The 25,385-nt window shown below is 68.6% G+C and carries 18 protein-coding genes and 1 pseudogene; 10 read left to right on the top strand and 9 right to left on the bottom strand.

What is annotated here, in order from left to right:
- Positions 1–680: 680 nt before the first annotated feature.
- Positions 681–1,058 (bottom strand): MarR family winged helix-turn-helix transcriptional regulator, encoded by a 378-nt coding sequence (locus DEJ23_RS14080; RefSeq protein WP_258375575.1) that lies wholly within the window; start codon positions 1,056–1,058, stop codon positions 681–683.
- A gap of 401 nt (positions 1,059–1,459) precedes the next feature.
- Here DEJ23_RS14080 and DEJ23_RS14075 point away from each other — a divergent pair, with 401 nt between their 5' ends.
- The 3 genes from DEJ23_RS14075 to DEJ23_RS14065 all read left to right on the top strand — a co-directional run bounded on the left by DEJ23_RS14075 (position 1,460) and on the right by DEJ23_RS14065 (position 7,080).
- The gene (locus DEJ23_RS14075) at positions 1,460–2,065 is read left to right on the top strand and encodes a hypothetical protein (RefSeq protein ID WP_111240862.1); all 606 of its coding nucleotides are present in this window, start codon (positions 1,460–1,462) and stop codon (positions 2,063–2,065) included.
- Positions 2,066–2,157: 92 nt separating this feature from the next.
- Positions 2,158–3,309, top strand: coding sequence for a S26 family signal peptidase (locus tag DEJ23_RS14070; protein ID WP_111240861.1), 1,152 nt, complete (start codon positions 2,158–2,160; stop codon positions 3,307–3,309).
- A 336-nt stretch (positions 3,310–3,645) separates the two neighbouring features.
- Positions 3,646–7,080, top strand: a complete 3,435-nt coding sequence (locus tag DEJ23_RS14065; RefSeq protein WP_146240311.1) for an IPT/TIG domain-containing protein — start codon at positions 3,646–3,648, stop codon at positions 7,078–7,080.
- Between the two features lie 697 nt (positions 7,081–7,777).
- On the opposite strand, the gene DEJ23_RS14060 is transcribed toward DEJ23_RS14065, so the two are convergent.
- Positions 7,778–8,122: an Lsr2 family protein gene (locus tag DEJ23_RS14060; RefSeq protein ID WP_111240859.1), complete on the bottom strand. Its 345-nt coding sequence runs from the start codon at positions 8,120–8,122 to the stop codon at positions 7,778–7,780.
- A gap of 159 nt (positions 8,123–8,281) precedes the next feature.
- Here DEJ23_RS14060 and DEJ23_RS16090 point away from each other — a divergent pair.
- A pseudogene (locus DEJ23_RS16090) lies at positions 8,282–9,240 on the top strand (YhcG family protein).
- A 196-nt stretch (positions 9,241–9,436) separates the two neighbouring features.
- On the opposite strand, the gene DEJ23_RS14050 reads toward DEJ23_RS16090, so the two are convergent.
- Positions 9,437–10,948 (bottom strand): PIN domain-containing protein, encoded by a 1,512-nt coding sequence (locus DEJ23_RS14050; protein WP_181429278.1) that lies wholly within the window; start codon positions 10,946–10,948, stop codon positions 9,437–9,439.
- Positions 10,949–11,713: 765 nt separating this feature from the next.
- On the opposite strand from DEJ23_RS14050, the gene DEJ23_RS15520 reads away from it, so the two are divergent.
- The gene (locus DEJ23_RS15520) at positions 11,714–11,929 is read left to right on the top strand and encodes a hypothetical protein (protein ID WP_146240310.1); all 216 of its coding nucleotides are present in this window, start codon (positions 11,714–11,716) and stop codon (positions 11,927–11,929) included.
- Positions 11,930–12,505: 576 nt separating this feature from the next.
- Here DEJ23_RS15520 and DEJ23_RS14045 read toward each other — a convergent pair.
- The 4 genes from DEJ23_RS14045 to DEJ23_RS14030 are packed head-to-tail and all read right to left on the bottom strand — an operon-like array spanning position 12,506 to position 17,508.
- Positions 12,506–14,011, bottom strand: a complete 1,506-nt coding sequence (locus DEJ23_RS14045) for a glycoside hydrolase family 36 protein (protein WP_111240857.1) — start codon at positions 14,009–14,011, stop codon at positions 12,506–12,508.
- A gap of 19 nt (positions 14,012–14,030) precedes the next feature.
- Positions 14,031–15,047, bottom strand: coding sequence for an N-acetylglucosamine kinase (locus DEJ23_RS14040; protein WP_220034237.1), 1,017 nt, complete (start codon positions 15,045–15,047; stop codon positions 14,031–14,033).
- Positions 15,044–16,177, bottom strand: a complete 1,134-nt coding sequence (locus tag DEJ23_RS14035; protein ID WP_111240856.1) for an SIS domain-containing protein — start codon at positions 16,175–16,177, stop codon at positions 15,044–15,046. The genes DEJ23_RS14040 and DEJ23_RS14035 overlap by 4 nt, the downstream gene beginning before the upstream one ends.
- Positions 16,174–17,508 (bottom strand): D-tagatose-bisphosphate aldolase, class II, non-catalytic subunit, encoded by a 1,335-nt coding sequence (locus tag DEJ23_RS14030; RefSeq protein ID WP_181429277.1) that lies wholly within the window; start codon positions 17,506–17,508, stop codon positions 16,174–16,176. The genes DEJ23_RS14035 and DEJ23_RS14030 overlap by 4 nt, the downstream gene beginning before the upstream one ends.
- A 157-nt stretch (positions 17,509–17,665) precedes the next feature.
- Here DEJ23_RS14030 and DEJ23_RS14025 point away from each other — a divergent pair, with 157 nt between their 5' ends.
- The 5 genes from DEJ23_RS14025 (at position 17,666) to DEJ23_RS14005 (ending at position 23,219) form a co-directional block, all read left to right on the top strand.
- Positions 17,666–18,454: a DeoR/GlpR family DNA-binding transcription regulator gene (locus DEJ23_RS14025; protein WP_111240854.1), complete on the top strand. Its 789-nt coding sequence runs from the start codon at positions 17,666–17,668 to the stop codon at positions 18,452–18,454.
- A 219-nt stretch (positions 18,455–18,673) separates the two neighbouring features.
- Positions 18,674–19,990: an alpha-galactosidase gene (gene melA, locus DEJ23_RS14020; RefSeq protein WP_111240853.1), complete on the top strand. Its 1,317-nt coding sequence runs from the start codon at positions 18,674–18,676 to the stop codon at positions 19,988–19,990.
- A gap of 47 nt (positions 19,991–20,037) precedes the next feature.
- Positions 20,038–21,366 (top strand): extracellular solute-binding protein, encoded by a 1,329-nt coding sequence (locus DEJ23_RS14015; protein ID WP_258375573.1) that lies wholly within the window; start codon positions 20,038–20,040, stop codon positions 21,364–21,366.
- 9 nt (positions 21,367–21,375) lie between these two features.
- Positions 21,376–22,326, top strand: a complete 951-nt coding sequence (locus DEJ23_RS14010) for a carbohydrate ABC transporter permease (RefSeq protein ID WP_111240852.1) — start codon at positions 21,376–21,378, stop codon at positions 22,324–22,326.
- Positions 22,323–23,219 carry a carbohydrate ABC transporter permease gene (locus DEJ23_RS14005; RefSeq protein ID WP_111240851.1) on the top strand — a complete coding sequence of 299 codons (897 nt, stop codon included), beginning with the start codon at positions 22,323–22,325 and terminating at the stop codon, positions 23,217–23,219. The genes DEJ23_RS14010 and DEJ23_RS14005 overlap by 4 nt, the downstream gene beginning before the upstream one ends.
- A gap of 284 nt (positions 23,220–23,503) precedes the next feature.
- Here DEJ23_RS14005 and DEJ23_RS14000 read toward each other — a convergent pair whose 3' ends face one another.
- Together DEJ23_RS14000 and DEJ23_RS13995 are read right to left on the bottom strand one after the other, a co-directional pair.
- Entirely contained in the window at positions 23,504–24,412 is a 909-nt protein-coding gene (locus DEJ23_RS14000; RefSeq protein ID WP_258375571.1) for a carbohydrate ABC transporter permease, read from the bottom strand.
- Positions 24,409–25,368 carry a carbohydrate ABC transporter permease gene (locus tag DEJ23_RS13995; RefSeq protein ID WP_111240850.1) on the bottom strand — a complete coding sequence of 320 codons (960 nt, stop codon included), beginning with the start codon at positions 25,366–25,368 and terminating at the stop codon, positions 24,409–24,411. Before DEJ23_RS13995 ends, DEJ23_RS14000 begins: the two co-directional genes overlap by 4 nt.
- Positions 25,369–25,385: the final 17 nt, after the last annotated feature.

Below are 25,385 nucleotides of genomic sequence, written 5' to 3'. Positions count from 1 at the left end.
GGCGGAGGTCACCGCGGTCGGCGCAGGTTCGCCCTCGACGGCAGAGGCGGCGTGCGGAAGGGTTGCGATGCCGAGTCCGCCGAGGGCGACGGCGAGCGAGGCGGCGACGACGGAGGTGGTGCGAGAGCGCGACAAGAGAGTCCTTCGGGTAGGAAAACCTCATGAGCCTACTGGCGAAATGAAGGTCCCTCAGTGCCTCGTAGAGGGGGCACGCAGCGCTTGACCCCACCACCCGCGGTCGGTGCGCCAGCCCTCGCTGGGTCTCCGGGGCTCATCGGCAACCGGGCGGGACCGCCAGGTATGAAGTGGAGGGTTTTTAAAGTCGCGCATTCACGCAACTTCCCGCTTAACGCGGGCTCGTTTCAATGAAGCGGTGCATCCCTTGGGTGTCCAATAGCGAGGCCGCAAGCTCATCCTGATCTGCCGAATCCCACGTGAAGGCAGCGGCGTCAGTGGATTGACCCTCGTACTGGGGGTCGTTGCGGTCTATGTCCTGTTTATGCAGACGCATACGCTTGTAAAAGCAAGCCATACCCGATCGGTAGCTACGTCGCCGCAGGCTTGTCGAGCATCGACGCTCCGGCCGTCGAGCGTCCCCTGCTGCTCCGGCCGGAGCGCGATCGTTCCCGCCAAGCTACCGAAAGCGCGAGCCTGTCGTCGAGCCTGACTTGATGTGCAGGTCAGACATCGGCAGGTGTTCGTGTCGCGAGCGCCGTACCCAAAGCCAGGAACGCAGAGGTCAGCATGGGCCGCTGGCCGGCGGGGAAGGCTTGCTCGAAAGCGTTGGCGTAGTGGCGGCCGATCTCGTCCGCAATTGTCGTCCCGGCTGGCGTGAGGCGCAGTAGGACACTCCGACGGTCGTTCGGGTTTGGATGCCGCTCGATGAGGGTGCGGTTCACGAGTCGATCGATCAGCGATGTCATCGCCCCAGTTGACAGCTCCAGGTACTCACCGGCTTGCTTTGGCGTGACGCCCTGCCCGTCCGTGGCCGCGAGGAAGAACACAAAGCGGACGTCGGTCGCGTTCAAGCCTCGTTCAGCGCTCTCGTGATGCAGCATCTTCACGTGCTCCACCTGTAGCAGACGGAACGCTGTCAGCAGCGGCCAAAGATCGTCAGCTGGTTCCGCCGGGACGGCGGGACTCACAGGGGCTCCCGAGGCGGTGGGGAGCGTGAGAGCGTCCGTCGAGGTGGTCATCGCCTGCTTCCGATTCCAAAATCGCGCAACCAGCGCGAGGGGCAGCATCAAACCCGGCTGCCGTGCTGCTCATTCAATCGAGCACCACGGCAGTCAAGATACCCCCACCAGGGGGGTCGTAGCTTGTCTTGCGTACTGCTTAGCAACAAAGTATCTTGATTGTCGTACCTCACCAGTGCAAGCATCACCACGGCACGTAGCGCGATTCACCACCGCGGGCCCGGCCGACCACCGATCAGATCTCTTCTTCACGGAGTACCTCCATGTCTCGTGTCACCCCTCGCGCTGCTCGTCTCGCCGCCTGGATCGCCATCCCCGCCGCTCTCGTGGCCTCGGGTGTCGTCGTCTCGACCGCCTCCTACTCGGCCTTCTCAGCCACCACCGTCAATCCGACGAGCAACTGGACCGCCGGCAGCGTCGCGCTGACTGATGACGACAACAACACGGCACTGTTCAACGCGACCGGCTTGAAGCCGGGGTCGACAGGCTCGAACTGCATCACGGTCACCTCGACGGGATCGCTTGCGTCGACCGTGAAGCTCTACGCCACGAACGCTGCGACGACGAACGCGCTGGCGTCGAACATCAACATCACGATTGAACAGGGCACCGGCGGCGGCTTCGGCTCTTGCGCCGGCTTCACCCCGCTTGCTACCGGCGGCACGATCACCCCAGCGAACTCGACGCTTGCCTCGTTCGGCGCGTCGGCAACCAACTTCTCCAACGGAGTGGGCACCTGGGCGCCAACCGGCAGCGGCTCCGAATCCCGCGTCTTCAAGGTCAGCTACACAGTCTCCGATAGCGCCCCGAACACCGTCCAGGGCGGCACCGCATCCCTCGGCCTCACCTGGGAGGCGCAGAACAGCTGACGCGATCCCGGCTAGAAGACGGCGTTCTTACTCCAACCGATCCTGGCCGGCGCAGCAACTCGTTCCCAGCACGCCCCTCGTCGAAGGCACTCATGGTCAGCATCACCGCCACCGGTCACCCGGCGACGCGTGACGCGGTCCGTGACGGCCTCGACTGGGGGCGTGTTGCTGTCGCCACACTCGCCCGCAGCATCATCGTCACACTCCTCGGCTTGGCTTTGTGGGCGGCCGCGCCAGCAGTCATCGACTGGCAGCCAACCACGGTGATGACCGGTTCAATGCAGCCGCGCCTCGCTCCCGGCGATGTCGTCGTTTCCCGCCCCGTTGCCGCGTCCGAAATTCGCCTCGGGCAGATTCTCCTCGCCGATGACCCCGACCAGGCCGGACACCTGCGTATGCACCGGTACATCGACGACGATGCGGGCGGCACGCTCATCACAAAGGGTGACGCGAACCCTCAGCAGGACTCCACCACGATCACCCGGGACGCCGTGCACGGCGTTGCGTTTCTCCGCGTCCCCATGATCGGCACTCCGATCCTCTGGCTCCACGCCGGCAACTGGAGCGCAATCGCCCTCCTCGCCGCAAGCCTCGCCGCTGTGCTGTACCTCTGCACGATCGACGGGCCCCTCCGCCGTCTGAGCGCAGCACCGGACGGCCAAGCCAACACCAATGCTGAAGCGCCTGCAGAATTGCCAGCACGGGCGCACAACGGCACCTCCGAACAACGCGTCAATGGTGCTCGACACGCTTTCACGAGACGGTTCACTCGTCGCCGTGCACGACGCATCAGGCGACTCCGTCGCGCCGGCGGCGCCATCGGTGTTCTCTTGCTGGCCGGAACCATCACCGCGATACCCGTGAACGCCTTCGCGGACCCGTTCCACCATGTCGCCAAGAGTCCAACGAGTCACTTCACCGCAGGCTCGGCTCCGTCCGCGACCAACGTTATGTGCGTCAACAACAATGGCTCCGTCGTCCTCAGCTGGAAGTATCCCGCCGGAGCGGATATCCCGAAGTCGTTCTCCGTCCTCGAGAACGGATCCGCCGTGATCGCAACCACATCGAGCGGAACCGCACACACTGCGACGGTCAAGCTCAGCGGCCTCCTCGATCTTGGTACCGTCCGTACCCTCACCATCCGCACCGACTATGCCGGCGCCTGGACCGCAACCTCGACAAACTCTGTGAATGTCAAGGTCGTTAGCGTCCTCGGGCTCATCACGGGAACCGCCTGCGCCTGACACGCAGCATCGGCGACACCTCGAGCGCGTCGTCGAAAACCAACCAATGCGCGTTTTTTATCGTGTCGTGGCCGCGTGGTCAACCCCTTGACGTCACAAGTGAACGATGCTCGAGTAGAAGCGTCGTCGCGTGGATCAGGCGCTGCGACGTGGCGGTCGGTCTGCAGTCGGGTTGCAGGCCGCCCGCCGTTCTCGTCTTGGGAGCGGTGCCCGTCGCCGGATCAGGGAGCCACGGGCACCGCGACTGTGCAACATCTGTCGCGCAGCCGTTATGCCTTCGGAGCGGGTCCTCGAGGAGTTTGGTCCGGCCGCGCACCCAACTCCTGAACCGACACCGTGGACAGCAGTGTGCGTGGATCGGTTCGCGCGATGGTGCCGGATACCGCTTGGGGGAGTTGGCGGCGCGAAGGTTCATGCTTCGTGATGTGTCGCAGTAGCGGGTGGTACCGCTGCCAGCGGGCGGGACCAGACACCGATCCTCAAGTCCCGCCCGCGCACCCCTACGCCGCACCGTTTCCTCGGCTCTCCTTCGACGGGGCTTGGACATGTGTCCCTTCTCAGGGTTACGCTCCTTTCACAGCACACCAGCTGGAGGCAGTCTCACCAACTGCCGAACGCGGTCTCACCAACCGCTTGGATCAGGATCAGGAGCAGAGCCATATGAGGCTTGGGACACTCGCGCGCGCCGAAAATGGGCCAGGAGCGTCGACACCATCCCGCTGGAGCGGGAGAACCCGGGGAATCGCGGTCGTCACCGCGGCGCTCCTCGGAGTCGGTGGCAGTGTGCTGGCAGCAGCACCGGCGATGGCGGCTCCGGCAGCATCGGTCGGTCAGGGCCGCTTCATCAGCGGTTCGGCGCTTGGGATCAACCTCGATGACATTCTCACCGTGACTCCCGCGGATGCGCGGAACACTGGTGGCGCGACTGTCACTGACGTGCACCCGCTCGACGCGACCGCACTCAACTCCGTGAGTGTTGACCTCGGCAACGGGTTGAACCTCCTCGGCGATAACGGCATGCTGACGCTTGGCGCGGTCAACCAGTACGCAGCCGCGAATCCGGACGGCAGCTCGGCCGCGGCCTCGGGTGCGGTCACGAACACGGGCGGCATCGGTGTCGGCGGCCAGGACGGCGTCCCGCAGGCGAACGCCTCGCTTGCGCTCTCCGGCCTTATCGGGGAGGACCTCGCCGGGGCACTCGCAGACGTGAACCTCGAGGTCGGCGCAGTGTCCGCGACGGCCGTGCAGGCCGCTGGTCCCGGCGGCGCCCAGAGCGGCGACTACGGCGTCGAGGACCTCAACCTGACCCTGACCAGTCCAGCGCTCGGCGACACCGTCACCGATCTCCGCGGGACGCTCGCTGGACTGCAGCCGACGGTGAACAACCTGCAGACGCTCCTGCGGTCCGTCCTCGGCCAGTTGGTTCAGGTCTCGGGGATCCCCAACCTCACTGCAGTCCTTGACTCGGCGACGAATGTCACGAGCGCGGACGGGTCGATCACCGCGAATCTGCAAACCGGTGCGATCACGATAGACGTCGCTGCAGTGCTGGCGAGCCAAGGGCTAAACCTCAACGACCTGCCACCGAACACCGACCTGCTGCCGTACATCACCAACGCACTCACGACCCAGCTCCTGCCGGCGATCACTTCGGCGCTCCAAGGTGTCGTGACCGAGCTCACGACCTCGCTACGGGGCCTCACGGTGACGCTTCTCGGCGTCCCGCTGCCAGTCGGGCAGATCCTGCCGGTGGTCAACCCGGTGCTCGCCCAGGTCGTCGCACCCATCAACAACGTGATCAGCGGCCTCGGCACGACCGTCGTGACGCCACTCGCCGACGCCCTCACCGACATCGTCTCCCTACAGGGCAACGTGCAGGAGACCAGCGCCGGAGGGGTCTTCACCCAGCGGGCACTCCGTGTCGGGCTGCTGCCGAACGCTGCCACCCCGGCCGCGATCGTCAACCTCGCATCTGCAACGGTCGGCCCAAACGCGGGCCCGCTCGCCGTCCCAACCCTGGCCTCACTCGCCCCGGATAACGGTCCGACCGCTGGCGGCACCACGGTGACCGTCACAGGTACCGACTTCACGGACGACTCGACCGTGTCCGTGGGCGGTTCCGACCCGATCACGCCGGACACTGTCTCGGAGGACGGCACCGAGCTCACCTTCACCACTCCGGCGCACGACGCCGGTGCCGTCGATGTCACGGTCACGACGCCGTCCGGCACTTCGGAGCCGCTGACGTTCACCTACCTCGAGGCTTCTGCCGGTGCGCCGACGCTGGACGCGCTGGACCCGGACGAGGGTCCGGCTGCTGGTGGCACCTCGGTGACGATTACCGGTGATGGGTTCACGGATGACTCGACGGTGTCGGTCGACAACGGTGACCCGATCACGCCGGACAGCATCTCGGAGGACGGCACGTCGCTGACGTTCACTACGCCGGCGCATGCTGCTGGTGCGGTGCCGGTGACGGTGACGAATGGTGACGGCACTTCGGAGCCGCTGACGTTCACCTACCTCGAGGCTTCTGCCGGTGCGCCGACGCTGGACGCGCTGGACCCGGACGAGGGTCCGGCTGCTGGTGGCACCTCGGTGACGATTACCGGTGATGGGTTCACGGATGACTCGACGGTGTCGGTCGACAACGGTGACCCGATCACGCCGGACAGCATCTCGGAGGACGGCACGTCGCTGACGTTCACTACGCCGGCGCATGCTGCTGGTGCGGTGCCGGTGACGGTGACGAATGGTGACGGCACTTCGGAGCCGCTGACGTTCACCTACCTCGAGGCTCCTGCCGGTGCGCCGACCATCACGGACATCGACCCGGCTAACGGTCCGGCCGGTGGCGGGACGACGGTCACCCTGACGGGGACCGGCTTCACGGACGACGCCACGGTGTCGGTCGATGGGGTCGAGGTCACGCCGGACAGCGTCTCCGAGGATGGCACGGAGCTCACCTTCACCACCCCGGCCCACGCGGCCGGCGAGGTGGACGTGACCGTGACGACCGACGCGGGCACCTCCGACCCGGTGACGTTCGTCTACGACCCGGCGCCCGCGAACGCGCCGACGCTGACCACGCTGGACCCGAACCACGGGCCGGCGGCGGGTGGCACGTTGGTGACGATCACCGGTGACGGGTTCACCGACGCATCGACCGTGTCGGTCGACGGTTCCGACCCAATCAGGCCGGACAGCGTGTCGGAGGACGGCACCGAGCTCACCTTCATCACCCCGGCGCACGACCCGGGCGAGGTCACGGTCACGGTGACGAACGCGGCCGGCACGTCGGAGCCCCTGGCTTACACGTACGACGCGGTTACGGCCCCCGCGCCGCCCGTGATCACCTCACCGGAGGAGGGCGGAACGGTTACGACCGGAACGCCCCCGATCACCGGCACGGGTGAGCCCGGCACGACTGTGACGGTCCGGGACGGGGAAGCCGTGGTTTGCACCACGACGGTCGCCGCCGACGGCACCTGGACGTGCACGCCGCTCGTTCCCTTCGGCCCGGGGACGCACACCATTACGGCCACGCAGACCGGTGCCGGTGGTGAGTCGGACCCGTCCGATGCGATCACCTTCACCGTCGTGCTCGCCGGAACGGCCGGCTCCGGTGGTGCGGATGGCTCCGGTGGTACCGAGGCAGGCGGCTCGCTCGCCTACACCGGCGCCGACACGGCCCCGATGATCGCGATCGCTCTCCTGCTCCTGCTCGCAGGTGCCGGGCTGACGATCGGGCGCCGCCACCGCCGCAGCTGATCGCCGCGCCCGCTGCAGAACGGCAGCGAAAGCACCGAGGAGGGCCCGCCGGAATCTATTCCGGCGGGCCCTCCTGTCTCCGGCTTATCAACTCCGTCACCCGCCCATCTCCGTGCATCCTCACTACACCAGCACGGTCAGCGGTTACGAACCCGGAGCCCGAGCTGAAAGGCAGTCGTGCCACCCGGTAGGCGATCAGTCAGCAGGATAGGGCGGAGTTGGGGGCCGTCGCCCGAAGTCGGTGCGACTGGCCGGGCGACGCGTCCTTCGCAGCGCGAAAACCACCCGTCTCTATAGGGCGCTGTCGTGGCTGAGATGCGGCCATCGGCTGCGTTGGGCTGATGGGCCTTCCGTTCGTCCAACACGTCGGCGCGTCCTTGCACTGGGCGCCGACGAGCGGCGGATTGAGCGGGTTCGAACGCGCCCGGTACCGCGTCCGTCGTGGAGTGCGGCCGCGTGACGGACGGGAGGCACGGCTCACCCAAGCGCTATGTGACTCCGCTAAGGATGCAGGCCCAGTCTGCAGCGACGCTCTTGCGGATAAGCGACGCAGCATGAGGGAGGAGACACACCGACGCACCCTGGGGAGCAGGCGTCGGAGTCCTCAATCTGACATAAGAGACCGCTATCGGCGCGATCAACAACGGCCGGCGACCCCGAAGGGCGGCCGGCCGTTGCTGCGTGTGGGGGAGTGGCGTCAGTGTGCGGCGTCGTACGCGTCGCGGACGGCCTGGCTGATCCGACCGCGGGAGGAGACCTCGTGGCCGTTGGCGGCGGCCCACTCGCGGATCTTGCCGAGTTCCTCGGAGTTGCCACGCTTGGGGGCGCTGCCAGAGGATGCGCGACTGCTGCGGTTGCCGGTCTTACGGGCGGCGGCGATGTAGTCCGAGAACGCTTCGCGGAGCGCGTCTGCGTTGTCGTCGGTCAGGTCGATTTCGTAGTTGGCGCCGTCAAACCCGAAGGTGACGGTGCGGCCCTTGCCGTCTTCGATGGTGTCGCCGGTCAAGTCGTCGACGAGCTGCGTGGTGACTTTCTGCGCCATAGGAGGCCGCCTTTCACTAGGGGATGCGCCTCCACTGTGGCATACGTCGCTTCAGACAGTCAGAAGTCGCGAGCCGGCATGCCGCATCCATCCGGTGAGGCAGAATGGTCCCGATGACGAAAAGCGCACCCGTTCCATTCGGCTACACCGCCGCTTTGGCTGAAGCAACAGGTGAGGAATGCGCGCTTCACGGCGCAGCGTCGCGTCAACACGAAACTGGTGCGCTTGTACTGGGGGATTGGATCCACGATCTTGCAGCGACAGGAGCAGGAGGGGTGGGAACCAACGTCATCGGACGGCTCGCCGAAGATCTCCGCGCGGAGTTCCCGGCGATGAAGGGCTTCTCGCGCGCGAACCTCTTTTACATGCGTCGCGCGGCTGCCGCGTGACCGGACAAGGCAGTTGTCCAACAGCTTGTTGGACAACTGCCCTGGGGACACATCACGGTGCTCCTCGACCGGCTCGACGACCAGGAGACCCACGAGTGGTACGCGGCGCAGGCGATGCATCACGGGTGGTCTCGGAACGTGCTCGAGCACCAAATCCGCACCGATGCTCACACTCGGTTACAGGCGGCGCCGTCGAGCTTCGCCACGTTGCCGGCGGGAGAGTCGGACCTGGCGCAGCAAATTACGAAGGACCCGAACGTCCTGGACTTCCTCGCCCTCGATGGGGATACGAAGGAGCGGCAGCTTGAGCAGGCGTTGGTCGATCGGATCATCGACACGTTGCGGGAGCTGGGGGAGGGGTTCGCGTTCGTGGGTCGGCAGGTGCACTTCGACGTCGACGGGGACGACTTCTACGTTGACCTGCTTTTCTGCCACGTCGAGCAGCTCCGTTACGTGGTCATCGAGTTGAAGATTGGCATGTTCAAGCCGGAGTACCTCGGCCAGCTTGGCTTCTACGTCGCCCTCGTCGATGACAAGCTTCGCCGCTCCCAGCACGCCGACACAGTCGGGCTGCTCCTCGTCGCGGACAAGAACGACGCCGTCGTCCGCTACTCACTCGGCACCCAGCAGACGCCGATCGGTGTCGCCAGCTACGACCTGTTCTCGCCAGCAGCGCAGGCAGCCCTGCCCTCGGAGGCGGATCTGGTGCACGCCGTTCGTGAACACTAACGTCGCCATCGATCCGTCCGCTGCCGGGCGCGCACTGGGATCAGCGAGATAAAGCCGGTGTGCCGGCGAACATTCGGTTGGTGACTGTCAGAGGTCAACAGCAGGGCCGCGACGCGGATCTGGATCACGATCACGTGCAGCAGTTCGAGGTCGAGACGGACGTTAACTGTCGGTCCGTCGTCGAATTGGGAGTGTCCTATCCGTCTGTTCGATCGTCGTCGGACTTGTCGGCGCTGTCGCCAGCGTTGACTTCGTCTGCCGCGCCGGCCTCAGCGTCGATGCTTGTGTCGTCGACTGTCTCGTCTGCCGGCGTCTGGCTTGCTGCGGCGACGGTTGCGGCGGCAGCGGCGGCCGCTGCAAGTACGTCGCTTGGGGGAAGTGTCTTGCCCCTTCTGGCTATCTCGGCGGCTATATTCGCGATCGGACCTGTCGAGAAGTCCACGCTCACCGCCGCTGCCCGGGCTGCGGCGAGTCCCGCGAAACCCATTTTCCCGGTCTGTGCAGCCGCCATCTCAGCGAAAGACTGCGTGTACCCGCGCTTGGCAAGGTCCGCAATCGCGTTCGCCAGCGTCGGCGGCACTGCCAGCCGCGCCATGAGTGCAGCAGTCGAGTCGAGTTGACCGAAATCGATCGACGTCGCAAGCTGGCGTTTGCGCTCGTCGTTGAACACCTTCACCGCAGCGGCGCGGCTCGCAAAGGTGGGGTCGGACCGAGTGCTCTCCGTCGGGGTGAACCATGGAGCTCGCGCGAGGTGCGTGCGGTCCTCGTCGACGTGAAAGCCGTCGTCGTCGACGGTGTACTCGGCGGTAATGTCGAGCTCCTCGTAGGCGCTTGCGTCGACTTCGTCGGGCCAGTTGATCCAGTCGAGGACCACGCGTGCGGTGAGCCGGATCCTGGTCCGGTACGAGCGCCCGCCGCCGACGAGGTCACGCACGTGAGAGAAGACCAGCTCCGGCGTCCCGGGGTCGCTGACATCGGCATCGACGGGTTCTTCGACGTCGAAGGCCATCCAGATCTCGGGGGCGTGGAGGGTGCCGTCGGGGAAGAGCGCGGCAACGAGTGCTTCGAGGTGATCGGAGTCGGGAGTGGTGCGATCCTCCTCGCCGGCGTACTTCTGCGGTGGATCGAACTCGTTGATGTTCCTGTAGAGCTGGATGCTGCCCGTGGTCAGGATCTCGTTGGCTTCTTCTAGGAGCTTGGGATGCAGTTCATGGCTGCCCTTGCTGGTTTGGTACCCGTCGTCGTTCGAGACGAAGACGACTGCTTCGGCTGGGTGCTCACGAATGATGTCGAGCACGGTGTACCAGTGCAGCGCATCCCGGTAGCCGCCGCCGTTCTCATCGAAGGGCGGGTGGCGGTCGATGGCTCGTTGGGAGACCTCGTCGTGACTGATCGTCGGGGTGTCGCGGATGAGTATCCCGTCGGCGGCGAGCCAGATCTCTGCGTCGTAGCGGGCGGCCCACCGCTCAACCTCGGCGGCGGCGTTTTGCAGCGCCTGCGTCACGGCCGCGGGTGCTCGGCGAGCGTCCCCTCGCAGCTGGACCTTGCGCCGGTTCGCTCTGACCTTCGCAGTGATCTCCGCCGCGACTATGCGCGGAGCGATCACGGTGAGAGTCTTGTCGGCGATCGCAGCCTTGATGCCGTGCCAGGCACCCCCTTGCAGCTCTGGGTTCGAGACGACGGCGTTGGCGTCGAGGATGAGAAGCATCAGGGTCCTTCGTGTCGGGTCTGCGCTGCCAGCATGCTGCATGAATGGCCTGCGCACCTCGATGCGAGCCCCAGCACAACGGCGAATTCGGTGGTGCTCGCTGGCGGACGGCTCTTTGTGCGCGCCAGCCTGCTGGCCTCGGCCCAATCCGGGCATCGCCCAGTACATTCATTAGGTGGTCATGTGTGGGGGTGCCGATCAGGCGAATGGTCGGCCAGAGGCGGCTAGTACAAGACATCTGAGGAAGGCGGCGTTGACGGTCTACCTGCTTCTGCCTGCTGGGATCATTTGGATGCATCTGTCCGGATGGCGCGTGACCGATGATGCGGCAGTGGGAATGGCGGGGATGGGAACAGCCGGAGCGCCCCTGATGATGTCCTCGACGAACAAGGTAGAAATGAGCGGCGGCCTGCTCGGGCTGATCAGCGTCGCTATCGGCCTGTTTTTCCTGGGCCAGCCAGGCAAAGACGAGATAGTTCTGCCCAATGGGCCGGTCGTCTGGCCAGTGGCTCTAGTAGGCCTCGCCGCCCTGGTGGTAATTGCGTTCGCCCGGAGACACGACCTCGCTCGAGACTGGCCTGGCGTTACATTCAGCTTCTGGACAGCGCCGCGCTTGATCGCCCTATTGGGCATTATATTGGGAGTCCTGGCGTTAGCGTCTGTGGCAAATATTCACCAAAGGGCGCAGTCTCTCCGGTGGATTGTCCCTGCCCTGTGCATGGCTGTACCGATGGCACTGCTCCTGAGTCGGTCAGTACCGTCTTAATGGTTCAGGCCGAACGGGGCGAGCGGGGATCGGCGCCGCACCGGTGTGTCTGGCTGCAGCAGTCTTTGCCCGGCACCTCGGACGGCGTAGCCGCCGATGATCGCGAACTCTTTGCGGAAGAACTCTGCGTCGGAACAGCGGCGCGAAAGGCCCGCGAAACGGCGCGCGCCTTCGCCCAGTACCGCCGACGGCTGGAAGAAGCAGGCCACGCCTAGCGCCGGCAGTACTGCCGTTGCGGATTTCGCCAGCCCTGCTGTCACTACCGGTGTCATCGTCGAGTAGCTGGTAGCTGAGCTTCGCGAGATCCCGAAGCGGAGCGTCTACCGCCGTGTACATGCACTCAAGTAAGCTCGGGCTGTCGAGGTCGTGAGGGAACGGGTCCGCTGTCGCGACCGCGTTGCGCTCCAGGCAAGCCCCGTCTCGGCCGCTTGAGCTGCCTGTACTTCCGCAGATAATGTATGGTATCGCGGCTTGGCACAGCGTTGCTCTCGGCCCTCGTCGGGCCCTCGAGTTCGAAGCGGACACGGTGCATCTGTGGTGCATTTTGGTGCAGCTTCACACGGCGCGACATGGCTCGAACATTCATGGAGCGGCGCCGATCGCCGCGTGCTCAAGCGGATCTGCTCGAATGGAGTGCACCTCCGATTGCTCGGTGATGGGTTCAAATACCACCGGTACCGCCACAGGGTCGGTTGCGTATCTCGGGGCTGCTGCAGGTTCAGTTGGCTCCTCGCCGGAGGGCTGTCGGTCACGCCCAGGCCGCCCTGCAGCCGGCAGCGGCCGCCGGTCGGTCAGCCGATGAAGGACGCAGCGTCGACCGCGTGCTCGCCGGTGACGTACGGGGTGAGGTCGACCAGCCGGTCGTCGACACGGAAGACGTACCGGCCGACCTGCTCGACCACCGCGCCCCCGCCGAGCCAGCCGGCGGCCTCGGCTCGCTCCTCCGGTCGGAGCCAGTCGACGGGGTCCGAAGTCGACCGGAACCCGAGCACCGCCGCGGTGTCCTGCAACGCTCGACGTTCGTCCGCCCCGAGCAGGTTCCGCTCGCTGCGGAAGTAGACCGAGTCAGGGTCGACCTCGTACAGCCGCCGCATCCACACCCGGTTGACGGAGGACACCAACGCGTTGCGGGCACCCTCGCCGGACGGGTCGCCCACCCGCTCGGCGTTGTCCCAGAACGGCGCGACGTCGGGTCCGACACGGGCCCCGTCGAACACCCCGACCGAGGGGATCATCGGCACCCCGCACCCGAGCAGGTAGACGTCGTCGCCGACGGTTTCCCGGATGTGCTCGACCGCCCGGCGGTAGGCCTGCTCGCGGGGCAGGTCGACGTGGCGGTGACCGGCGACCGCGCCGGCGTACATGAAGTCGAGCTTCAGGTAGCTGTAACCGTCGCCCGTGAGGCGCTCGAATACTCCGCGGAGGTGGTCGAGCACCTCCGGGTTCGTGGTGTCGAGCGAGTGGTAGTGCGACCCCCAGTTGTGGCCGGTGACGAGCGGACGGCCGTCGTCGTCGGCGACGAGGAGGTCGGGCCGCTCCGTCGCGATCGTCGAGCCGGGCAGGGCGATCAGCGGTGCGAGCCAGATGCCCGGGCGGAAGCCGTACCGCTCGATGGTCTGTGCCGTCGCCGCCGTGCCGCTCGGGAAGCCGGGTCCCGCCGTCCAGTCGCCGACGATGGGCTCCCACCCGTCGTCCATCTGGAAGACGTCGATCGGGTACCCCTCGAGGTCGGCGGCGGCACGCGCGATCCGGTCCTCGGTGATGTCCTCGTAGTACGAGTACCAGCTGCTCCACACGGTGCCGGCGCGGGCGGTCCGGCGACCGAGCCGACGGGCGACGTGGTCGGCGTACGCGGCGAAGACGTCCTGCTCGTCGCCGTAGGTGACGAACCACTCCGCGTCGTCGTGCTCGCTCCTCGCCCAGAGGACGTTGCCGTCGGCACCGACCCGCGGGGTGCCGAGCCCGAGCGCCCCGACGAGCAACGTGCCGCCGTCCGGGCCGGTGACCGCGCCCACCGCACTGCCGGAGTGCGCGTGCGGCGTCTCGTTGGCGGCGTCGTCCGCCGTCAGCAGCCGTTCGGGGTTGTCCTTGATCCCGATGGTGTCACCGTCGACGCGCGTCCACCCGCTCGGGCTCCACGAGTTCCAGCCGTGCCGGTAGAACTCCGCTCCGACGCCGAACGGGTGCAGGAGCGCGACCGGCCCCGCCGGGACGATCCATCCCTCCGCTGTCCGGCGCGGGGGTCCGGAGACGTTCGCTGGCACTCGGAGGCCGTCGAACTCGAACGTGAACTGCACAGGTCGTCTCCTCGTGGTGTCAGCGCGCTGCAGCGTTGGAGCGTGTCGTCGGGGCCGGGTCCGCCGTCAACCTCGTCGGGACCTGATCCGCGGTCAACCTCGCCGGGAGCGGTGCCCCGGCACGTCGCATCGCGACCAGGACGCTCCCGAGCGCCGGACCGAGCCGCGGTTCGACGAGCTCCAGGTGGGCGTCCTCGGCGTGCAGGGCAGCGGCGAAGTCCTCGCGGAACCGCGGTGCCTGGAAGAGCCCGCCGGAGTACGACACGGGCACGGTCTCGCAGGCGGCGAAGCCGAGCGCGCGGACCGCGGTGACGACCAGGGTCGTGAGCTCTGCGGCGGCGCGGTGCAGGACGTCCACCGCCGCCTCGTCGCCGGCGTCGGCCGCCGCGACGACCACCTTCGCCAGGTCGGCGACCGCACCGCGGTCCGCGCCCCACTCGTCGACGACGACCCCGATGAGGTCGAGGTCCTCGGTCACGCCGACCCGCTCGCGGACGGCTGCGTGGAGCGGACCGCGGCGGAGCCGTCCGTCCGCCATCCGCGAGAAGGCGTTGAGCCCCTGGACGGCGACCCAGTACGCGGAGCCCTCGTCGCCGAACACCTCGCTCCAGCCGCCGACACGGTGTGCGACCCCGCCCCGCTCGCCGTAGGCCATGGACCCGGTGCCGGCGATCACGTTCACGCCGTCCCGGCCGGCGAGTGATCCTGCCCAGCCGCCGACCATGTCGTTGCCGCAGGAGTACCGCTCGTGGCCGAGCACGCCGGCGGGGACGGCGTCGAGCACGGGGGTGTCCCGGCTCGACTCCCCGTGCCCCGGGATGCCGAAGTGCGCGAACGTGATGTCCGCCGGGGTGATGCCGGCCGCCGCCGTCACGGCCTCGACGCCGGCCCGGATGACGTCGCCGACGAGCTCGATGCCGGTGTCGAAGTAGTAGCAGGACGGCTGCCGCGACTCGGCGAGCGTCGTGCCGTCGCCGTCGGTGAGCAGGAACGCGGTCTTCGTGCCGCCGCCGTCCATGCCGAGGTAGACGGTCACGGCCGTGCGGCTCCCTCGCGGTGGTCGTGGATGGTCACGCCCTGGACGACGCGGTTCACCGTGCCGCCGGGGAAGGGGTTGTCCGGCGTGCACCCGTGCGCGACGGAGGCGGCGAGGGCGAGGAGCTGCGCGAAACCGACCAGTGCGACGCTCCGGAGGGCGTCGTCGAGGCCCGCGAGCTCGTCGAGCGGGAACGCCCGCTCGTCGTCCGCGTCTCCGCCGACCGAGACGACGCGCACGGCGCCGTCGGCGCGCAGCTCACGGAGGATGTCCGCGTCGTACTGCGCCGTGTACGGGTCCGCCGAGCCGTAGACGACGACCAGGGTGTGCGCACCAGCCACGGCCTTCGGGCCGTGCCGGAACCCCAGGGGGGTGTCGTAGAACGAGACGACCTGGCCGGCCGTCAGTTCGAGCAGCTTCAGCGCGGACTCGCGCGCCAGGCCCTGCAGCGCGCCGCTGCCCAGGTAGACCACGCGTTCGGTGCCCTCCGCGAGCGAGGCGATCCGTGCCTCCAGGCCGGCGACGGTCCGCGCTGCCGCGACCAGCGCGCCGGTGCCGGAGGTGAGCTCCGGCCGGAACGCCAGGAGGACGGCGAGGAGCATGGAGGAGAAGCTGGACGTCATCGCGAAGCCGGTGTCGTTCGTCTCGGCCGGCATCTCGAGGACGAAGGATCGCTCCCCGCCCCGGTGCTCACGTGCGAGGGCTCCCGACGGGTCGCACGTGACGACGAGGTGGTGCGCACCGGGCGCGACGTCGTCGACGACGCGGGTCGCGGCCACGCTCTCCGGACTGTTGCCTGACCGCGCGAACGAGACGAGGAGGACCGGACCCGGTCCGCCGAGCGAGCCGTGTGGATCGGCCACGATGTCGGTCGTCGCGATCGAGTCGACACGACGCCCGAGGTGCCGTCGGAGGTCGACGCTCGCGATGTCCCCGACGAAGGCCGAGGTACCAGCCCCGGTGAGGACGATGCGCAGGCCCGCGTCGGCGAGCAGCGGCCGCAGGAAGGTGTCGAGCGCGTCGCGGCGGTCGTCGAGCGACGCGACGAGGCGCTGCCAGCTGTCGGGCTGCTGCAGGATCTCGCGGTGGGTCGCGGTCTCGTCGGCGCGGACAGGGGTCGAGGTGGTCACAGGGACTCCTTGCTGGTGGTGGCGTGGACCGCATCGGCGGACCCGGCCCTCGTCGGGGCGACTGCGGCGGCGTAGGGCCGCAGGACGTCGCGGACCCGGTCGAGCACGATGTCCTCGGCACGGTTCGGCAGCAGGCCGTCGCGGACCCGCTCGTACTGGATCGGCAGGTACTGGCTCAGCAGCGGGAGCGGGACGCCGACCTCGTCCAGGCGGGCGAGCAGTCCCTCGGTGGCGGCGGTGATCTCCGCGTCGGGCCAGTAGTAGCGCATGCGGTCGCTGTAGCTGTAGGTGCGCGCGATCCGCTGCTCGAGGTCGTCGCCCTCGTAGTACCGCTCCCAGCGGTCGGGCTCGGCGAGCATGCGGCGCTCGACCACGGCGCGCAGCCCGGTGGCCTCGCCCGCGGGCACGATCTCCGACTCGATGGCGTCGAGCGCGTACAGCGCCTCGCGGAGCCCGAAGGTCAGGCCGGGACCGACCTTCAGGATCGCCCAGTGGTCGTCGACCAGGGCACGGAGCGCAGCGGGCGTCTGGTAGTCGGTCGAGTGCGCCTCGTACACCAGGCCGGGCGTCGCCTCGATGACCTCCTGGAGGGCGGTCGTGGCCTCGGGGACGTAGTCGATGACCTGCAGGTGGTCGAACTCCACGGCGGGCTGGACGACGAGGGCGACCACGCGCGGCCACGCCGCGGCGAGGCCGGCGCGTTCGAACGCCGCCCGGTGCACGTCGAGCGTGCCGATCGCGGCCGTCGCAGGGGTCGGCTCGAGGTCGTGCAGGGTCTCCTTCGCGCCACCGGGCGTCGGGACCTCGGTGCCGATGACGTAGACGATCCCGGACCGGTCGATCCCGGCGTCGTCCGCAGCGGACTCCGCGGCGGCGAGGAGTGTCGCGGCCCGGTCGGCGACGACCTCGTCGGACAGCGGGGCGACCTCGCCCTGCAACGGCATGCTGCAGTCGAGGTGGATCTTCGTGTACCCGGCCGCGACGTAGGCCCGGACCAGGTCGACGGCGAGCGGCATGGCCTCGTCGGCGGGGCGGTCCTGCCAGGTGTTCGGGCCCAGGTGGTCCCCGCCGAGGACGAGCCGGTCGGCCGGGAAGCCCTCGGCGGCAGCGAGCTCGAGCACGGCGGCGCGGAAGTCAGTCGGCGTCATGCCGGTGTAGCCGCCGAACTGGTCGACCTGGTTCGAGGTCGCCTCGACGAGCAGGGGCGCGCCGTCCTCGAGCGCCTGGCGCATCGAGGCACGCAGCACGTACGGGTTGGCCGAACAGACCGAGTAGATCCCCTCCCCGGACCCGGCACGGTGGCGAGCGACAAGCGCAGTGATGGGGTTCACGTGTTCTCCTGGTGCGTGCGCCGCGGTCGGCGGCGCTGCCGACGCGACGCCGAGCGGCGACGCGTCCGGTCTCAGTGTCGGCAACGACCGATCACTTCCGCTGCCGGAACGATCACTCCGAGCATTCGCAGTGATCGTTGTGGCGCAGGATGGGGGCATGGACAACGACAGCCCCGACGTCGGACGCAAGCGACGGGACCGGATGCGGGACATCCTCGAGCGGGTCCGGGCGCAGGGCTCGGTCGGCACGGACGAGCTCATCCAAGCGTGCGGCGTCTCGGCGGCGACGGTTCGTCGCGACCTCAGCGAACTCGAGGCGCGGGGCCTCGTCGTCCGGAGCTACGGCAGGGTCGAGGCCGTCGGGGTGCTCCCGGAGATGCCCGTGGTGATGCGTGCGTCGGAGGCCGACGCCGCCAAGCGTGCCGTCGCACGGCTCGCGGCGCGGCTCCTGCCACCGGGGCGGCAGGCCATCGCGGTCAGCGGCGGCACCACCACGAAGGAGGTCGTGCGGGCCCTCGGCGACCGGAACGGCCTCACCGTGATCACGAACGCCGTCACCATCGCGCTCGAGGTCTCGCGCAGTCCGCGGGTGAAGACGATCCTGACCGGCGGGACGCTCCGGGCGACCTCGCTCGAGGCGGTCGGTCCGCTGGCCGAGGCGGCGTTCTCGGCGTTCAAGGTGACGACGGCGTTCCTCGGGACGGACGGGATCAGCGCGTCCGGTGGCGTCACCACCCACGACGACACCGAGGCGCGGACGAACGGCGTCATGGTGACGCACGCCGACCGGGTCGTCGTCGTCTGCGACGGGTCGAAGGTCGGGCGACAGACCATGGCCCGGATGGCCGACATCGGCGACGTGTCGGTCCTGGTCACCGACGAGCACGCACCGGCCGACGCCTTGGAGCAGATCGCCGCGGCAGGGGTCGAGGTGCTGATCGCCTGACGAAGCGCGCATCCTTCCTGCGCGTTTCGAAGCGCTCCGTGGTGCTCGTGCACGGCGCGCCCTACCGTGAAGCCCGGCCGGCGAACCCCGTCGAGGCCGTGCACCCGGACGTCGCAGGAGCCCGCGTCGGGACGCACGACCTCCCACCCCTCCGTGCCCTGCCACCGCAGGTGGCTCCGCCCGCCGACCCTCGGCGGTACCCCGAACGAAGGGCTTCCCATGACCCGCATCGTGTTCGTCGGCGCAGGCAGCGTCGTCTTCACACGGCAGCTGCTCGCCGACCTCCTCCGGTACGACGACCTCCCGCAGCTGGACCTCCGTCTGTTCGACGTCGACGAGCGTCGTCTCGCCGTCGCCGAGGCGACCGCGCGCCAGGTGAGCGAGCGTCTCGGCCGCCCCGTCGCCGTCACGGCGACGACGGACCGGCGCCGTGCCCTCGCCGACGCCGACTTCGTCGTCGACATGGTGCAGATCGGCGGGATCGCCGCGACCCGTACCGACCTCGAGATCCCGGAGCGGTACGGCCTGCACCAGACGATCGGCGACACCACGGGCGTCGGTGGCGTGTTCCGCGCTCTCCGCACGTTCCCGTTCCTCACCGACCTCACCGCGGACATGCGCGAGGTCGCGCCGGACGCGGTCCTGCTCAACTACACCAACCCCATGGCGATGAACATCTGGTGGGCGAACACCGTCGCACCGGACATCACCGCGCTCGGGCTCTGCCACAGCGTCTACTGGACCGCGCACGACCTCGCCGAACTCGTCGGACTCGACGTCGAGGAGACCCGGTTCCGCGCGGCCGGCGTCAACCACCAGTCGTGGCTGCTCGAGTGGACGCACGACGGCGAGGACCTGTACCCCCGACTCCGTGAGCGCATCCGGCAGGACCCCGAGCTCGAACGCCGGGTGCGGGTCGAGATGTTCAAGCGGATCGGCTTCTACCCGACGGAGACGAGCGAGCACTCGTCGGAGTACCTGTCCTGGTTCCTCCGCTCGCCCGAGCAGGTGGACCGGTTCCGCCTGCGCCCGCTCGAGTACGTCGGCATCTCCGAGGAGAACGTCGCCGAGTTCGAGGCGGCGGAACGCGACCTCGCCGCCGGTCGACCCGTGCAGCTCGAGGACGGCGCCTCGGAGTACGCCCCGCAGGTCATCCACTCCCTGGTGACCGGCACCGAGCGCGAGATCCACGCCAACGTGCCGAACACCGGGCTGATCGACAACCTGCCCGCGGGCTGTGTCGTCGAGGTGCCCACCACCGTCGGTGCCGGCGGCATCGCACCGATCCCGATGGGGGCGCTCCCGGTGCAGGCCGCTGCGCTGAACCGTCCGTACGTCTCGGTGAACGAGCTCACGGTGCACGCCGCGCGGACGAGCGACCCCGTCGCCATCCGGCAGGCGGTGCTCATGGACCCGAACGCGTCCTCGACGCTGACGCCCGAGCAGATCTGGGACCTGTGCAACGACCTCGTCGTCGCCCACGGGGACCTGCTGCCGGAACCGCTGCGGGCGACGGTCCCGGCACGCGGCATCTGACCCCGCCGATCGCCGACGACGCACCACTGACGACGAAGGAGTCCGCAGTGACCAGGAAACCGATCCCCGCCGCCCGACGGCACACCGGCCGCGCGGCGCTCGCCGTCGCGATCGCGGTCGCCGCGACGGTCCTCACCGGCTGCACGCCGCAGGGCGCGACCGTCCTCGACACCTCGGCGCCGGTCCGGCTCACCATGTGGTCCGGCCAGAGCGACGAGGCGGCGAAGCTCCTGCAGGCGCTCGTCGACGAGTACGAGGACGAGCACCCGAACGTGACGATCGACGTGTCGTCCGGCGCGTCGTCGACCGACGAGCTGCTGCAGAAGCTCGCGGCCTCGTTCGCCGGGAACGACTCACCCGACATCTCGTACACCTTCGGGTCGTGGGCGAGCCAGCTCGAACGGTCCGGGCGGACGCTCGACCTCCGCGCCGAGGCCGAGGACCCGGACACGCGCTGGGAGGAGTTTGCGCCTGCGGCGCGCGGGACCGCGCAGCCGACCGGGCGGAAGGTGATCGGCTTCCCCGCGGTCGTCGACAACATCTCGCTCTTCTACAACAAGACGGTGTTCGACGCCGCGGGGGAGCCCTACCCGACGGCGGACTGGGACTGGTCGGACTTCCGGCGGGCCGCGAAGGCGCTGACCGACCGGGACAGCCAGACCTACGGGTACGGCTACTCGGTGTCCGGCAGCGAGGAGACCACCTGGCAGATGTGGCCGCACCTCTGGCAGAACGGCGGCTCGATCCTGTCCGAGGACGGCGAGCACGCCGCGTTCGACTCGAAGGCGGGCGTCGACGCGCTGGCGTTCATGCGGTCCATGGCGGTGACCGACCGGAGCGTCTACCTCGACCAGACGGACACCAAGTTCGCGCAGCTGTTCGAGAGCGACCGCGTCGGGATGATCACCTCCGGGCCGTGGGAACTCTCCGCCCTGCAGACGGCCGGGACCTCGTACGGCGTGGTGCGGCTCCCCGGGACCGACGGTGACCACCAGACGGTGTCCGGGCCCGACCTCTGGACCCTGTTCGACAACCACGACGTGAACCGCGCGTACTGGGCGAAGGACTTCACGGGGTGGCTGACCTCGGCCGAGCAGGACGAGCGGTTCAACGTCGCGGTCGGCAACCTGCCGCTGCGCTCGAGCGAGGCCGACAGCGACGCCTTCCGGGAGCAGGTCGAAGCCCTGCCCGGACTCGACGTCATCCAGGCGAACTCCGCGAACGCGAAGCAGGTCCGACCGACCCTGCCCGGCTACAACGGCCTGTCCGAGGCGTTCGGCGACGCCGTGTCCCGCGTGCTCCAGGGCGAGGGTGAACCGGCCGAGGCGCTCCGGCAGGCGACCGTCGCCGCCGACAAGGCACTCCGCCAGGGCTAGGAGGCCCCCGTGACCACTCCCGCACTCCGTACCCGACCGGCCACCGACACCGAACCGCCGCGGCCCCCGCGACGCCGGCGGTCGGCGGCAGCCCGCGAGGGCCTCGCCGGCTGGGGCTTCGTCGCCCCCGCCCTGGTGGTCGTGCTCGGCCTCACGATCTTCCCCGGGGCCTGGGCGCTCGTGCTCTCCTTCCAGCGCTGGGACGGCTTCAGCCCGCCGTCCTTCGCCGGCATCGAGAACTACCAGGACCTGGCAACCGATGCGAGCGCGCTCGCCGCCGCCGTGCACACCCTGCTCTACACGGCGCTGTTCGTCCCCGCGTCCCTGCTGCTCGGACTCGCCCTGGCCGTCGCGCTGAACCGACGCATCCGGTTCATCGGGCTGTACCGCACGGCCGTCTTCGTGCCGTTCGTGGCGTCCGCGGCGGCGACCGGCATCCTGACGACCTACCTGTTCAGCCCGCAGTTCGGCATCGTGAACAACGTCCTGCGGGTGCTGCACATCCCGCCGCAGGGCTGGCTCGAGGACCGCTCCGAGGCGATGGTCGTGATCGTGATCATGTCGCTGTGGGGGCAGGCGGCCTTCACGACCGTCATCTACCTCGCCGCGCTGCAGGACGTCCCCGGCGACGTGCTCGAGGCCGCTCGGATCGACGGCGCGAACAACTGGGAGACGTTCTGGCGCGTGGTCTGGCCGCAGCTCGCGCCCGTCACGGCCTTCGTCGGGATCTACCAGACCCTGCAGGCCGTGCAGCTCTTCGACCTCGTCTACGCGACCACGCGCGGCGGGCCGCTCGACGCCACCCAGACGATCGTCTACTACCTGTGGAAGACGGCGTTCCAGAACCTGCAGTTCGGCTACGGCTCCGCGATCGCCTACGGGATGTTCTTCGTCACCCTCACCGCGACCGTGATCGTCACGGTCGTGCAGCGCCGAGCCGGAAGGAACGCGTCCCGATGACCGTGGAGACCCGGGTCCTCGAGACCCCGAACCGCCAGGACGCCGTCGCACCGTCGTCGCGGACCGCGCCCCGTCGTCGCCGCCTGCCGTTCAGCCCGTGGCACCTCCTGCTCGCACCGGTGGCGTTCCTCTTCCTGCTGCCGTTCGTCGAGATGTTCCTCACCTCGCTGGAACCGGCGTCGGAGATCAACAAGTTCCCGCCGGCGTTCGTCCCGACGCAGTTCACCCTGTCGGGGTACACCCGCCTGTTCGCCGAGTCGGACATCCTGCACTGGCTGCTGAACACGGTCATCGTGTCCGGGTCGGCGATCGTCTCGCACCTCGTGCTGTGCTCGCTGGCCGGCTACGGCTTCGCGCGGCTGCGGTTCCCGGGTCGGACGTTCGGCTTCCTGGCGATCCTCGCCACGATCATGATCCCGTCGCAGCTGCTCATGATCCCGACCTACGTCATGTTCGCGCGGCTGCACCTCGTGGACAGCCTCGGTGCCGCGATCGTGCCCTGGCTCGCGTCGGCGTTCGGCATCTTCCTGATGCGGCAGTTCTTCCTGTCGCTCCCCGCCGAGCTCGAGGAGGCCGGGCAGATCGACGGCTGCACCCGTCTGCAGGTGTTCTTCCGGATCGTGCTCCCGCTCGCCCGCCCGGCGCTGGCGACCCTCTCGATCTTCACCCTGCTCGGGTCGTGGAACGACCTGGTCTGGCCGTTGGTCGCGATCAACGACGCCGACTCGTTCACGCTGCAGCTCGGCCTGACGAACTTCCAGGGGGCGCGGCGCACGGACTGGTCGCTCCTGATGGCCGGGAACGTGGTCGCGACGCTGCCGCTGATCCTGCTCTTCCTGGTGGCGCAGAAGCAGTTCGTCGCGACGATGGCCTCGGCGGGCCTCAAGGGCTGAGCCAGGCGAGACACGAGGGGCACGGGGCCGGTGGGCCCCGTGCCCCTCGTCGTGCACGTGCTGACGGACGCCAGGCGCGGGGTGGCCCGGCAGCGCGCCTGCAGCCCGTGCACGACGGACGGGAGGCGCGGGGCGGCCTGGTGTCGCGCCTCCCGTCCGGTGTCGGTCCAGGGGAGCTGGCCGCAGCCGGCGCGCGCCGGTCGCCGTCCAGACGGCGCGGCACGACGATGCCCCTCGGGAGCTCCCGAGGGGCGTCGTCGTTCCGTGGCCTGGTCGGCCACCGCTCACTTGAGTCCGGAGGACGCGAGCCCGTCGATCACCCGGCGCTGCAGCACGATGAACAGGATGAGCACCGGGGCCATCGCCATCAGGCTCGCCGCCATGAGCAGCGGGTAGTCGATCGTCCGGTCGCTGGACAGGGTGGCGAGTCCGGCGGCCAGCGGCATGTCCTCGGCGCGGGTCGAGACCACCAGCGGCCAGAGCAGCTCGTTCCACGACCACAGCACCGTCGTGATCGCGAGCACGCTGATCGACGGACGCGCGAGCGGCAGCATGATCCGCCAGAAGGTCTGGAACGGGTTGGCACCGTCCATGCGCGCGGCTTCTTCGAGCTCCGCCGGCATGTTGAGGAACGCGGTCCGCATGAGGAACGTACCGAAGGCGCTGAACAGGCCGGGCGCGACGATGCCGGCCAGGGTGTCCAGCCAGCCGAGGCCCTGCACGATCTGGTACTGCGAGATCAGGTAGACCTGCGACGGCACCAGCAGGATCGACAGCACGATCGCGAGGATGATCGCGCGTCCGCGGAACCGCATGCGGGCGAACGCGTAGCCGGCGAGGGTGCACAGCACGATCTGCGCCAGGGTGCGGATGAGGGTCACCCAGATCGAGGTCGCGAGCTGGTCGAGGAAGGGGAGCCGCTCGAAGACCCGGGCGAAGTTGCCCCACTGCAGCTCGCCCGGCCAGAAGGTCGGCGTCGGCGAGGTCACCTGCGCGTTCGTGGAGAGCGCCATGATGATCTGCCACAGGAACGGGAAGGCCATGACGAACCCGCCGACGCCGAGCACCAGGTGGATCCACCAGTGGCTCCCGCCGAGGCGACCGGGACGTGCCCCGGCGTGGCTCCGGGTGTGGCTGGCAGCCTTCGTCGCGGCTGCCACCTTGCTGCCGCGTGCGTCGATGATGCCGGTCATGACTGGACCCACTTCCGCTGGACCCGGAACTGCACGACGGTGATGATGCCGATGAGCACGAAGATCACCATCGCGATGGCAGCCGCGAAGCCCTTGTCGTTGTCGATGAACCCGGCGTTGTAGAAGTAGAAGACGAGGGACATCGTCTTCGGGATGACCGGGTTGGTGGAGCCGAGGATGGCGTAGAGCAGGTCGAACAGCTGGAAGCTCGAGATCGTCGTGATGATGAGCACGAAGAAGATGCTCGGCGTCAGCAGCGGCACGGTGAGCGAGCGGAACTGGCGCCACCGGCTCGCCCCGTCGAGCTCGGCGGCCTCGTACAGTTCCGGGGGGATGTCCTTGAGCCCGGCGCCGAGGATGATCATCGAGAAGCCGAGCGACGACCACAGGCCGACGAGGGAGACCGCGACGAGCGCGAAGCCCGGGGTCGAGATCCAGTACGGGCCGTCGATGCCGACCAGCCCGAGGAACCAGTTCACGATGCCGAAGTCGCCGTTGTACATGATGCGCCAGACCAGGGCGATCGCGGCGGGCATGGCCACGTACGGCAGGAAGAACAGCACGCGGTAGAACTGGGCGAAGCGCAGGCCCGGGGTGTTGAGCAGGCTCGCGAGCCAGACGGCGATCGGGATGCCGAGCAGGACGACCACCGTGTAGACGACCGTGTTGAACAGCGACTGGTACAGCTGCGGGTCGGACAGCAGCCGGGTGTAGTTCGCGAGCCCGGTGAAGGTCGATCCGCCGAACACGCCCCAGCTGGTGAAGGAGTAGTAGAAGGTCTGCAGGATCGGCCAGATGAAGAACGTCCCGACGCCGATGAGCAGCGGCAGGACGAACAGCCACGGCCAGAGGCCGTCGGTCCGTGGTGCCTGCGTCGACCGCGACGGCTCGGCGGGGCGGGTCTCGGTCGGTGGGGACGGCGGTGCGGCGTCCGTCTGCCGGGTGTTGGTCGTCATCAGGGCGCTCCTCGGCC

The organism is Curtobacterium sp. MCSS17_008, assembly GCF_003234185.1.
Taxonomy (GTDB): domain Bacteria; phylum Actinomycetota; class Actinomycetes; order Actinomycetales; family Microbacteriaceae; genus Curtobacterium.
The sequence above is the reverse complement of the archived record's forward strand: the minus strand, read 5'-3'. Positions and strand labels throughout refer to the sequence as shown.

What these genes read in the sequence shown, in the direction of transcription:
- DEJ23_RS14080 (WP_258375575.1), bottom strand. Translation starts at nt 1,058, where the DNA reads ATGCTGCATCACGAGAGCGCTGAACGAGGCTTGAACGCGACCGACGTC.
- DEJ23_RS14075 (WP_111240862.1), top strand. Translation starts at nt 1,460, where the DNA reads ATGTCTCGTGTCACCCCTCGCGCTGCTCGTCTCGCCGCCTGGATCGCC.
- DEJ23_RS14070 (WP_111240861.1), top strand. Translation starts at nt 2,158, where the DNA reads ATGGTCAGCATCACCGCCACCGGTCACCCGGCGACGCGTGACGCGGTC.
- DEJ23_RS14060 (WP_111240859.1), bottom strand. Translation starts at nt 8,122, where the DNA reads ATGGCGCAGAAAGTCACCACGCAGCTCGTCGACGACTTGACCGGCGAC.
- DEJ23_RS14050 (WP_181429278.1), bottom strand. Translation starts at nt 10,948, where the DNA reads ATGCTTCTCATCCTCGACGCCAACGCCGTCGTCTCGAACCCAGAGCTG.
- DEJ23_RS15520 (WP_146240310.1), top strand. Translation starts at nt 11,714, where the DNA reads ATGGTTCAGGCCGAACGGGGCGAGCGGGGATCGGCGCCGCACCGGTGT.
- DEJ23_RS14025 (WP_111240854.1), top strand. Translation starts at nt 17,666, where the DNA reads ATGGACAACGACAGCCCCGACGTCGGACGCAAGCGACGGGACCGGATG.
- melA (WP_111240853.1), top strand. Translation starts at nt 18,674, where the DNA reads ATGACCCGCATCGTGTTCGTCGGCGCAGGCAGCGTCGTCTTCACACGG.
- DEJ23_RS14005 (WP_111240851.1), top strand. Translation starts at nt 22,323, where the DNA reads ATGACCGTGGAGACCCGGGTCCTCGAGACCCCGAACCGCCAGGACGCC.
- DEJ23_RS14000 (WP_258375571.1), bottom strand. Translation starts at nt 24,412, where the DNA reads ATGACCGGCATCATCGACGCACGCGGCAGCAAGGTGGCAGCCGCGACG.
- DEJ23_RS13995 (WP_111240850.1), bottom strand. Translation starts at nt 25,368, where the DNA reads ATGACGACCAACACCCGGCAGACGGACGCCGCACCGCCGTCCCCACCG.